This is a genomic window from Paenibacillus sp. S02, assembly GCF_019454065.1.
In the GTDB taxonomy this organism is placed as follows: Bacteria; Bacillota; Bacilli; order Paenibacillales; family Paenibacillaceae; genus Paenibacillus; species Paenibacillus polymyxa_B.
Map to the genome: position 1 here is coordinate 1,507,823 of NZ_CP073682.1, position 12,138 is coordinate 1,519,960.

Here is a 12,138-nt window from a genome sequence, read left to right on the forward strand (position 1 = left end):
TGTTTTATGATTTTATGATCAAATAAGATGGCGATCTGAGGACCGATACGGAGGGTATAAACATGATGGATATATACATGCTGCTCGTCATGGCTGTGAGTTATGGAGTGATACTGCTGTTTGTACGCTGGTGTGATGCGCAGACCTCTAAAGGAGGACGAAGAGGATGATCGTTATACTTGGGCTTACGGCTATTGTGTTTATGTATTTAATCTACGCACTCCTGAACCCTGAAAAGTTCTAGTCAGCTATAGGGGATAGAGCGGGCGGGAACAACAGATCTGAATATTAAGCATCATAGGTAGCAGGCTTTCGCAAACGTGTGCACACGTTTGGTGCTCTGAAGCAGGTCTGTTGTTCCAAACGCAGGAGCATTTTGAAGGAGGAATAAAGGATGGAGCTGCTTCAAATTGGAATTGTGATCGTCATATTGCTGCTCTTGGTAAAGCCAGTGGGCACCTATATGTATCATGTATTCTCGAATGAACCTAATCGGACGGATCGGATTTTTGGCGGAACAGAAAAGCTAATTTATAAGGTAGTAGGATTGAAGAAGCTGGAGAGCATGCGTTGGACTACGTATGTTATGAGTTTCATTGCAACGAATGTCGTGCTTGTGGCGATCAGCTACTTGCTGTTGCGTTTACAGGGAATGCTTCCCGGTAATCCGGCTGGAAACAGTAATATGGAAGCATCACTAGCTTTTAATACGGTAATCAGCTTTATGACGAATACGAATCTCCAACATTATAGCGGAGAAAGCGGGCTTACGTATCTGACACAGATGGCGTTCGTCACGATGATGATGTTCACTTCGGCTGCTTCCGGTTTTGCGGTTGCTGCGGCTTTTATGAGAGGATTGACGCGGCGCGGTGAAGGGATGGGCAATTTTTTTCAAGATTTTATTAAAGCCATTATAAGAATTTTCCTGCCGCTGGCCTTTGCGCTTACGCTGGTGCTGGTTGGATTGAAGGTACCACAGACGCTACAGCCTACGGCGGATCTTACGACACTGAGCGGAACACAGCAGCAAATTTCTATGGGACCCATTGCTTCTCTGGAGTCCATCAAGCATTTGGGGACGAATGGAGGCGGTTATGCGGGAGCTAACTCTGCGCATCCTTTTGAAAATCCAAGTCCTTGGACGAACGTGCTGGAAATTTTGGCAATGTGGGTAATGCCGGCTTCGTTGCCGTATACCTTTGGATTGTTTGCCCGTAATCGTAAGCAGGGCTGGATTATTTTTGGCTCCATGATGGTATTGTTTCTTATTTTTCTATCCATTACGTACGTGTCTGAAAAGACAGGTAATCCGTTAATCCAGACACTGGGTGTGGATGCTTCTCAAGGAAGCATGGAAGGGAAAGAGGTTCGTTTCGGCATTGGACAATCGGCTTTATTCACTGCGGTCACAACAGCAGCAACGACGGGTTCGGTCAATAATATGCATGATACACTAACCCCGCTGGGTGGCATGGCTGCTTTGGGAGAAATGATGCTAAACGTCATTTTTGGCGGCAAGGGTGTCGGGCTGATGAATATGCTGATGTATGCGATTCTGGGTGTGTTTATATGCGGACTGATGGTCGGGAGAACTCCAGAATTTATGGGAAGGAAAATTGAAGGCAAGGAAATGAAGCTGATCGCGATTGCCATTTTGGTACATCCGTTTCTCATTCTCGCCCCAACTGCGCTTGCATTTATGAGTCATTGGGGATACGACGCGATCACTAACCCTGGCTATCACGGGTTGACTCAGGTGCTCTATGAATATGCGTCATCTGCTGCAAATAACGGTTCGGGATTTGAAGGTCTTTCGGATAACAACGTATTCTGGAACATGACAACGGGGATGGTTATGTTCTTCGGACGATATGTATCTATGATTGCATTGTTGGCTGTGGCGGCTTCGTTGAATGCCAAAGCACCGACTCCGGTGACGACGGGGACACTGCGCACGGACAACAAGTTATTTGGAGCCATTCTGATCGGGGTCGTGCTGCTGATTGGTGCGTTGACCTTTTTACCCGTCATCGTATTGGGACCTGTTGCTGAATTTTTGACCATGTGAAGAAGAAAATGAGAATGGATGAACGGGGTGTTTGATCATGAAGGAACAACGCAAACACATGCTGGACAGAAGCATTTTGAAGCATGCGATCAAGGATAGCTTTATAAAATTAAATCCGATGATTATGATGAAAAATCCTGTCATGTTCGTCGTGGAGATCGGTACATTGGTTGTGCTGCTAATGTTACTGCTTCCCGGTTATTTTGGAACTGGCAAGGAAATGGGCTTTAACCTGGCCGTGTTTGTTATTCTGTTGTTTACGTTGCTTTTTGCTAATTTTGCCGAAGCGCTCGCGGAGGGGCGGGGTAAGGCACAAGCTGCCTCTTTAAAAAAATCCAAGCAGGATACGCAAGCTAACAAGCTCATCGGAAATGACATTCAGGTGGTTAGCTCAACCGAATTGCGTAAGGGGGACGTGGTTATTGTCTCTCAGGGCGAAATGATTCCAAGCGATGGTGAGGTTATTGAAGGTCTGGCTTCGGTGGATGAATCTGCAATTACGGGAGAATCGGCTCCGGTCATCAAGGAATCGGGTGGTGACTTTTGCTCGGTAACCGGCGGGACGCGAGTGGTCAGTGACCGGATTAAGGTGCGGATTACGACAGAGCCGGGCGAGACATTTATTGATAAAATGATTTCGCTCGTCGAAGGCGCACAGCGGCAAAAAACGCCGAATGAGATTGCGCTGAACACTTTGCTGATTAGCTTGACGATTATTTTTCTAATTGTAGTGGTTACGCTAGCGCCGATTGCCCGTCATTTTAATATTGATTTGCCTGTTCCTGTGCTGATTTCGTTGCTAGTCTGTCTGATTCCAACCACGATTGGAGGACTGCTGTCAGCCATCGGGATTGCCGGTATGGACCGGGTCACCCAGTTTAACGTGCTGGCCATGTCAGGCAAGGCGGTAGAAGCTTCTGGGGATATCAACACGATGATTCTGGATAAAACAGGTACAATCACCTTCGGGAACCGAATGGCGAGTGAATTCGTGCCTGTAGAGGGCGTGGAGAAGGCAGAGTTAGTGAAGTGGGCAGCGATTAGCTCTATGAAGGATGAGACGCCAGAGGGTCGCTCGGTTCTCGAATTGATGCGCAAACAGGAGCATACGTTGGATGCATCCTTGGCAGCAGGTGGAACCTTTATCGAATTCAAGGCGGAGACCCGGATGAGTGGTCTGGATCTGGCCGATGGACGAAAGGTACGCAAGGGCGCGGTGGATTCTGTTCGGCAATGGATCGTATCGCAAAACGGCAGTGTTCCAGCCGATCTGGAGGGAAAAGCGAATCAGGTAGCCTCTGAAGGAGGTACACCGCTGGCAGTCGCGCTAGATGATCAGATATACGGCATTATTTATTTGAAGGATACAGTGAAGCCAGGCATGAAGGAACGGTTTGATCAGCTCCGGGAAATGGGTATCCGTACGATCATGTGTACCGGAGATAATCCGTTGACAGCAGCTACAATTGCACGAGAAGCGGGAGTGGACGACTTTGTAGCTGAGAGCAAGCCGGAGGACAAAATCGCGGTTATCCGACGTGAGCAGGAACAGGGTAAGCTGGTTGCTATGACCGGAGACGGCACGAATGATGCACCTGCGCTGGCGCAAGCGGATGTCGGTCTTGCCATGAATAGCGGCACAGTCGCGGCCAAAGAAGCGGCTAATATGGTGGACTTGGATTCCGATCCGTCCAAAATTATTGAGGTGGTCGCGATCGGCAAGCAGCTGCTTATGACGCGCGGAGCATTGACAACGTTCAGCATTGCGAACGATGTTGCCAAATATTTTGCCATCATCCCGGCGATGTTCATGCTGGCCATTCCACAAATGGGCGCTTTGAACGTCATGGAGCTTGGCTCCCCGCTGTCCGCTATTTTGTCGGCGCTGATCTTTAACGCGGTTATTATTCCGCTTCTGATTCCGCTGGCCATGAAGGGCGTGAAGTATAAGCCGATGAGCTCGGATCGCCTGCTGGGACGGAATTTGCTGATTTACGGTCTGGGCGGTATGGTCGTACCGTTTGTCGGCATTAAGGCCATTGATTTGCTGGTGCATTTGTGGATTTAGCGCAGAAAGGGTGAACGACATGAGTGGTTTTTATCGGATGATGTCTGGACGCAGATTTGCTGCGCACGAAAAAGCCGAATCTGGCGGGCAAGGTCATAACAAACATACAGGGACCGGGACAGTGTCGGAAGGACAACCGGAGAGACAAGAGATGCGAGGAAGTGCAGTTATTGGAGTGGCTTTGCGAACTTCAGTGCTGATGATTCTCTTGTGCGGTTTGGCATATCCGCTAGTCAGTACAGGAGTAGCGCAGGTTCTGTTTCCACAGCAAGCAAACGGCAGTATGCTTCGTGACGCAGAGGGGCGGGTGGTCGGCTCCGAACTGATTGGGCAGTCCTTTGCCGATTCGGCGTTTTTTCAAGGTCGGGTATCGAGCGTTGATTACAATGGGGCTGGTTCAGGCTCAAGTAACTACGCGCCGTCGAATCCAGCCTTGATACAGCGAGTCAAGGACTCTATTGCGGATTGGCAGAAGCATAACCCGGATGTACCCGTCAGTCAGGTTCCGGTGGACCTGATTACGAACTCCGGCTCCGGTCTGGACCCGCACATCTCGCCACAGGCGGCACGGGTGCAAATTCCGCGCATTAGTGGCTTGACGGGTATCCCGCAGGATCAACTGAGAGCACTGGTGCAGGAGCAGACAGAAGGCCGCAGCGCCGGGGTGTTCGGCGAGCCGCGTGTGAACGTGCTCAAGCTGAATCTCGCGCTTGAGGCGCAAATGAAGGTAGAGCCTGCCAAGCCATAGATGGATCAAAAAAAGGTATTCCTGAGCGATAAGCTTGAGGGATACCTTTTTTTCAGGAATTGGAATGCTCTATAATGGAAAAATATACAAGAAAATGTTTTATTCCTTATGGGGATATGAATTCTTGTTCACTTATTTACTTAGCTTTACATTGCTTGATGAATTTTTGGCTTTCTTTAAGGCTGAAGCGAGTACGAACATGTATATAAATACAATAATGCCTATGATTAAATAAGAGAACTTAATATTCATTAGATCCGTGAGAGTACTGCTCAAAATAGGGCCGATCATTAGGCCAATTGAGTATGCCGTGTTATAGAGTGCAAAAGTAATTCCATAAGAATGAATTCCACTTCGTTGAGAGATATCAGCAAGTTGAGGTAAGCAGGGAGCAAGGACCATACCCATGCTAACTCCTAAAACAGCTAAAATAACAGCTTGAAGCGATAATATTGCTGGAAGTGCAGTCAGAGGAAGTGCAATGGATACCATAAGTAGACCGAGGAGAATTCCATTTTTATAGCCGATTTTACTAGAAAACTGTCCTATAAAAGGTGTTGCCAGGCCATAAGCAAGCGTGGGAATAGCAAATAATAATCCAATAAGTCCTGGGTTAGCGCTAAAATTGTGCTGTAGGTGTAACGGTAATGTTGGCTCAAGTACGCTTGGGATGGATGCGCCGATAATCACCACTCCAATAACCAAAAGCAAATCTTTATTTTTCATGAACGAGAAAGGGGAAATATACTTTTCATTTTTCGCTTCCGGAATATCATGCAGGAGAATTAGTCGAAGTACAGCATCGATGACGGCCAAGGAGATGGCAAAGTAAAAAGGAAGCTGGTAACTTCCCCATTGATACAACCAACCGCCAATTGTCGGTCCGAGAAGGGTTCCGGCGGCTTGACCGGATAATGCCAAGCCCATGGCTTTACCACGTTCTTCAGAAGGGTATAGATCAGCCAAGAGAGCGAGTCCTGCTGTCCAGGTCATTGCGGCTGCAATTCCCTGAAAAGCGCGTGCCACTACAAGCAGCCAGAACGTGTGGGCTATGGCAAACATTAAAGTGGAGGCTATGAGTCCAATTAACCCCCATAATAGAGGTGTCTTTCTCCCAATCCGATCTGTTAATAGGCCAAAAACAGGTGTAGCTATAAATAATGCGATTGCATAACTGCTGAATAAAAATCCGATTTCAGTTTGAGTTGCGCCCAGAGAATCTGCATATCTTGGCAAAATGGGAACGACTAATCCATAGATTAACATATCAATGAATACAGCTAATCCGACAACAATTAGTGCAGCTTTTTGCTTATTTTGTGCTCCTTTACTCAGTTTCATTATTACATCCTCCTCATAAATTTCTTCTGATTTCCTCTTTAATTTGTTTAACAAATTTTAATTGAAGCTCGCATTGATCATAAATATTTCTGAAAATTAACATGACGTTTACGGGGATATCCATAAGTTCAGCTTTTTGTTCTTGTCCTAGTTTCATTTCCTTATAGATTTTTTCGATGGCTTGCTGCTGAAAACTTAAAGCTTCTTCAATTTCATGGAGCCCAGCCTCATCCATAAAAGTTAAAGCTGTGTACAGTGCTGTTGGAAACACAACAGAAGATTCTTTAAATGATTCGATTAAAAGCCGACTAAACTCACTTTTTCCTGCCTCCGTGATAGCATATATAGCTTTGGACCGGTTCCCTGTCTGTTCTAACGTTTCTAACTGTACAATTCCTTCTGAATCCATTTTTTTTAAGGCATGATATATGGAAGCTGGTTGCACATAAGCCCATTTATCCGTTTGTGCTGATTGCATTTTCTGCTGTATTTCATATCCTGACATTGCTCCATATTGTAACAAGAGCCCAAGAACCATTACACGTGTCGTACTCAAGATGACATCTCCTCCATAACTTTATTGCTAAATGTTTTATACTAAATATTTAGTAAAGGATTATAGTCGGATTATATCATTACAATCCAATGATGTAAAGGTTTATTCCCTACATACATTCCTCACTGTACCTCATCAAAAGGAGAGCCATACTAACGAAATTAATCGGCTTTGGCCTTGGAGACACTATGGTTGGCCTCAACATCGGAGTTAGATAAGCGGTCCAAATAATCCCTTTATTATAGGATAGTTTTTTACTGATAAAGTCTGATGAATTTATAATAGTTTGCGAATATAAATTTAACCTGGAAAACATTAAATTCATATTTACTTTACGAAAATATGGAGGTAGAATATTTCTTGTGAAACATACTAAATATTTAGTATTTTATGTTTTTTAAAAAATGTATAGTTATTAATGTTTTCTATTAGAAAGGGGGGAATATATGAGCAGTTTATAATGATGCTTACATTTACATCGGAAAGGTACTTTCTGCAAGGGGAGTGATCCGAAATGTTAAGCAAGGTGATCAAGGATATCCGCTTTATTAGAGAAATGGATCCAGCAGCACATAGTTGGATTGAAATAGTATTATGTTATCCAGGTTTTCATGCTTTGATAGTCTATCGTTTATCTCATTTACTTTTTGAGGTTCATTTGTATTTGTTTGCACGAATATTATCTAATTGGGGCCGTTTTTTTACGGGAATCGATATACATCCAGGTGCGAAGATGGGGGATGGGATTTTTATAGATCATGGTATTGGAGTTGTAATAGGTGAAACCGCTGTAATAGGGAACAATGTGACAATATACCAGAATGTTACTTTAGGAGGCACTGGGAAAGATGTGGGGAAAAGGCACCCTACTATTGGAAACTGGGTTGTCATAGGTGCTGGGGCCAAAGTGTTGGGCCCTATCAAAATTGGCGATTACTCAAAAATAGGAGCAGGTGCAGTTGTATTAAAAAATGTTCCCGCCAATTGTACCGTTGTTGGTGTTTCGGCAGGCATAGTGAAATGGAATGGATATTCAATCATAAAAAACAACCAGCATATTAAGTCAGTGGTCAGATATTTTAAATGATCATATTTAGAGGAGGAACTATGATGCATAAGCAAATCCCTGTTCAATTGTCTAAATTAATCCAGGATGAAGCTGATTATTTCTGGTCTCCATCCGTTCGTTGGTGTAAAACAGAGGACGCCGTTGAAATTGAGCATTCAGTATTCTCTGGTATAGCACTTGAATTATTTCCTGGATTGTACTACATAACGCAAAAAGGCATAAAGCTGGAATCTCTTATCGAGCATTATTCTCATTTAAATCAGGAATTTCTTGTTGATTTTATTAAACATCTAATTAATGAACGTATATTAGTAAGTTCTATATTATCCCCTCAAGAGCTTCTTTATCCACATAATTATCTCGTACACAACCCTCACCACGAAGACACTTTCATCGATCCGGAACGATACAATCGCTTCAAACAAAAAAAGCTTGAACGCACATTTTCGAATGTTATGGAGTACGATCTTCCCTTAGAGGATGTTTCTTTCCCGGAAGAAATTGTAAATCGTAGATCTTTTCGTAATTTTGATATAAACCGTAAACTTCCATTTAAAACATTTTCAAAGCTAATCTCTGTTTTTAAACAGACTATAACCGATCGCGAGATTCACTATTTCTATGCAACCGATGGCGGACTATATCCAATTGATATATTCATTTATGTAAAGGATGCCCGGATAGAAAAGGTGAAGGCTGGTTTATATTACTATAATCCTGTACGTAATATGCTTCAAATGGTAAGCAGTGCCTGTGTTATCACACAGGAAGCGCATTATGCCCAAAATCAAGAAATATTTAGCACATCGGCTTTTTCTGTATTTATGGTTTATAACAGCGAGGTTACAATGCCGAAATATGGTGGAATGGGCTATTTGTATGCCGCTATTGACTGTGGAATTATGGTGCAACTGTTGACTCAAGTAGCTGAGCTGGAGCAGGTGGGGTTGTGTTCTATTGGTGATATGAATTTCCGTAAAATTAAAAAATATTTCAAACTAAATTCCAGTCAGGTTATGCTGCATTCCATTGAAGTTGGGCTCAAGTAAATAGAACGATGGAACCTCGGCAGGGAGGAAAAACAATATGACTATCCACAGTCTATTTGAAAAGCAAGTAGTAGCTAATTCAGATCGTCTCGCTGTTGTCAGTTGTGAAAAATACCTAACTTATCGACAATTAAATGAAAAGTCCAATCAATTAGCTGAAATATTGGTTGAGCACAATGTTTGTACTGGTTGTATTGTCGGAATTATGATGGAACGATCCGTCGATATGATCATTGCAGTATTAGCAGTCCTTAAATCTGGAGGAGCTTATTTGGCACTCGATCCAGGGTACCCTGAGGAGAGAGTTAAATTCATGCTGAGTGACAGCAATGTGAAGTTGCTACTTACACAACAGCACTTAAAATCTCCTAATCATCCGGGACTAAGTAAATTAACAGTGACTGAACAGCTGTATTCCAATTGTTCGACCAACAATTTGGAGCGGAATGTTTGCTCAAGCGATCTCGCCTATCTAATCTATACATCAGGTTCAACAGGGCAGCCTAAAGGAACCTTATTAGAACATAAGGGAATTGAAAATTTACAGTCAATTTGGGCAAATAAATTTCATATTACTTCAAAAGATCGAATTGGTCAGTTCGCCAGCTTTTCTTTCGATGCCTCTGTTTGGGAAATTTTTATGGCACTTTTTAATGGGGCAACCTTATATATTATTCCTCAGGAAATAATACATCAGACCCTCGATTTTGAGTCCTATGTTTTAGAAAATATGATTACTGTACTAACATTGCCTCCAAGCTATGCTGTTTATTTGGAGGCTTCGCGTATTACGAATTTAAGGTTGATGATAACAGCAGGATCGTCATCATCCGGTAATTTGGTAAATCAATGGATTCCGTATACAACTTATGTGAATGCATATGGACCCACCGAAGCGAGCATATGTGCTTCTTTATGGGTGGCTCCTTCAGCATTTTTTGAAGGTAATTCGGTTCCTATAGGCTTGTCATTGCCGAATACGAATTTTTATATTCTTGATGAGCAACTGAAGCCTGTTGATTGTGGAGAAATTGGAGAACTTTTCATAAGCGGGTGTGGGCTAGCAAGAGGCTATTTGAATCGTCCAGAGCTTACAAAACAAAAATTCATCCAACATCCAACAATTCCAGAAACAACAATATATAGAACCGGTGATTTAGTACGGATGCTTTCTGATGGAAATTTGGAATATCACGGAAGAACGGATCAGCAAGTAAAAATACGTGGACATCGGATTGAATTGGAAGAAATTGAAGTCATTCTTCTTAAACACAAGGAAATCACAGAAGTAGTGGTGCAGACTATTCAGGGGGAGCAGGATCAGTTGCAGTTGTGCGCGTATTATGTAGCTCGAAATGCGATAAACACAACTGAGCTGCGTCAATTTATCAAGCAAGAATTGCCGATTTATATGATACCAACCTATTTTGTTTATTTATCTGAACTTCCTATGACCATTAATGGAAAAGTGGATCGAAAAGCTCTTCCTAGTCCAACTAGGGATTTATCAGGGCACCTTAATCATCAGCAGCCTCGCACTGATTTAGAGGAACTTTTATGCTTACTAATGAGTGAGGTTCTTGGTGTAGGCCAGGTGGGCATATATGATAACTTTTATGATTTGGGTGGTGATTCAATTAAAGCCATTCAATTATCTGCAAAGTTGAACTCTCATAATCTAAAGCTCAGTAGCCATCATCTTTTAAAACAACCCACTATTGCACAATTTGGTCAGTCCATTCAACAGATTCTCCGTAAGGGTGACCAAGGTAAAGTTTTGGGGAATGTCCGCTTTACCCCTATTCAGCATTGGTTTTTTTTAAAAAAGTTAACTGATAAACATCATTGGAATCAATCTGTTCTGTTTTATAATCCAGCACGTTATGAACCAGAGGTTTTGTTCAATGTTTTGAAAACGTTGGTTGAGCATCACGATGCGCTTAGAATGACTTACCAAATGGAGGATGGCATTCTAAAGCAGATGAACATGGACATGAATCCTGAAGCATTCAGCTTCAATATACTCAACGTGCCGCATGAGGATGAAGAACAATTTATTATCAACCAAATTTCGGAGATTCAAGGGAGTAAAAATCTAGAAAGAGGTCCATTAGTACATTTAGAGTTGTTCAGATCCAAGGTAGGAGATCATTTGTTGCTGTCCATACATCATTTAGTGATGGACGGAATTTCACTGCGTATATTAATCGAAGATTTAACAAAGTCCTATGAGCAACTTATTGAGGGGAGACAGGTTGTACTACAGGAGAAAACAGATTCATTTCAAAGATGGGCTGAGGCATTAGAAAATTATTCATGTAGTGAGGAGGTAGTAAAACAAATTCCCTATTGGCTGGATTTTGAAGCAAGAGTTAATCAGGAATCGATACTGTGGAAGAGAGAACTAGTACAGAGGTCAACACAAAGGAACAAACGTAATTTAAAATTTGCTCTATCAAAAGAAAATACAAAATGGCTTCTTGGTCAAGCTCATCATGCGTATAACACCGATATAAATGACGTTTTGATATCTGCTTTAGGAATGGCTTTGAATGATTGGCTTGAAATCAGGCAGATTGTAATCAATATGGAATCCCACGGTCGTACTGATATTTTACCTGATATGAATATTACTCGTACAGTCGGTTGGTTTACATCTCAGTGCCCCGTACTTCTATGCATGCATGACCCTGACGATTTGTCTGAGTGGATTACAAAAACCAAAGAGAATCTTAGAACTATTCCAAATAAAGGATTGGACTATGAGGTACTAAAATATCTTAGCCCTGAACGTCTGAGAGCACCTTTGATATTTTCTATTGAGCCAGAAATTAATTTTAATTATTTAGGTCAACTTGACCAAATCTCGAATTCTCCATATTTCCAACTCTCTCCTTACAGTAGTGCAGCTTCCTTTGGACCTGAGGGATTAGGGAATATCAGTCCTAATAATGAACTGTGTTATGCACTTGAAATAACAGGATATATTGAGGGAGATCAATTGCATCTTTCTATCGGCTATGATAGTGCACGAATTAGTGTACAAGAAATCCAACATTTGGCGGAAGGATATGAAAAGCAGCTTATCAGAATTATTCAGCATTGCATAAACAAGAAGGAGCAGGTGCGCACTCCAAGTGATTTTACATTGAAAAATTTAAAAGAAGAGGATTTAAATATGATTTATGATGTGCTTCTCAATTCGTTAAATATCTAAACCACTAGATTAGGCGGGT

The 12,138-nt window shown here is 42.5% G+C and carries 9 protein-coding genes; 7 read left to right on the plus strand and 2 right to left on the minus strand.

What is annotated here, in order from left to right; translation table 11 throughout:
* Positions 1-166 precede the first annotated feature (166 nt).
* The 4 genes from KAI36_RS27660 to kdpC all read left to right on the plus strand — a co-directional run bounded on the left by KAI36_RS27660 (position 167) and on the right by kdpC (position 4,887).
* A complete protein-coding gene (locus tag KAI36_RS27660) occupies positions 167-244 on the plus strand; it encodes a potassium-transporting ATPase subunit F (protein WP_071559652.1) in 78 nt (25 codons plus the stop codon).
* A gap of 150 nt (positions 245-394) precedes the next feature.
* Positions 395-2,071: a potassium-transporting ATPase subunit KdpA gene (gene kdpA, locus KAI36_RS06610; protein ID WP_220027305.1), complete on the plus strand. Its 1,677-nt coding sequence runs from the start codon at positions 395-397 to the stop codon at positions 2,069-2,071.
* A gap of 37 nt (positions 2,072-2,108) precedes the next feature.
* Positions 2,109-4,139: a potassium-transporting ATPase subunit KdpB gene (gene kdpB / locus KAI36_RS06615; protein WP_220027306.1), complete on the plus strand. Its 2,031-nt coding sequence runs from the start codon at positions 2,109-2,111 to the stop codon at positions 4,137-4,139.
* Positions 4,140-4,158: 19 nt separating this feature from the next.
* Complete coding sequence (kdpC, locus tag KAI36_RS06620; RefSeq protein ID WP_220027307.1) at positions 4,159-4,887, plus strand: potassium-transporting ATPase subunit KdpC; 729 nt, start codon at positions 4,159-4,161, stop codon at positions 4,885-4,887.
* Positions 4,888-5,019: 132 nt separating this feature from the next.
* Here the strand turns inward: kdpC and KAI36_RS06625 are convergent, their stop codons facing one another.
* Both KAI36_RS06625 and KAI36_RS06630 read right to left on the minus strand, forming a co-directional pair.
* Complete coding sequence (locus KAI36_RS06625) at positions 5,020-6,228, minus strand: MFS transporter (RefSeq protein ID WP_220027308.1); 1,209 nt, start codon at positions 6,226-6,228, stop codon at positions 5,020-5,022.
* A 13-nt stretch (positions 6,229-6,241) separates the two neighbouring features.
* Positions 6,242-6,784, minus strand: coding sequence for a PadR family transcriptional regulator (locus KAI36_RS06630; protein ID WP_025716185.1), 543 nt, complete (start codon positions 6,782-6,784; stop codon positions 6,242-6,244).
* 514 nt (positions 6,785-7,298) lie between these two features.
* On the opposite strand from KAI36_RS06630, the gene cysE reads away from it, so the two are divergent.
* Genes cysE through KAI36_RS06645 form a run of 3 tightly spaced genes read left to right on the plus strand, consistent with a single transcriptional unit; the run spans position 7,299 to position 12,119 of the window.
* Complete coding sequence (gene cysE / locus KAI36_RS06635) at positions 7,299-7,871, plus strand: serine O-acetyltransferase (RefSeq protein WP_220027309.1); 573 nt, start codon at positions 7,299-7,301, stop codon at positions 7,869-7,871.
* A gap of 23 nt (positions 7,872-7,894) precedes the next feature.
* The gene (locus tag KAI36_RS06640; RefSeq protein WP_220027310.1) at positions 7,895-8,902 is read left to right on the plus strand and encodes a SagB/ThcOx family dehydrogenase; all 1,008 of its coding nucleotides are present in this window, start codon (positions 7,895-7,897) and stop codon (positions 8,900-8,902) included.
* A gap of 37 nt (positions 8,903-8,939) precedes the next feature.
* A complete protein-coding gene (locus KAI36_RS06645; RefSeq protein ID WP_220027311.1) occupies positions 8,940-12,119 on the plus strand; it encodes a non-ribosomal peptide synthetase in 3,180 nt (1,059 codons plus the stop codon).
* The last annotated feature ends 19 nt before the right edge of the window (positions 12,120-12,138 follow it).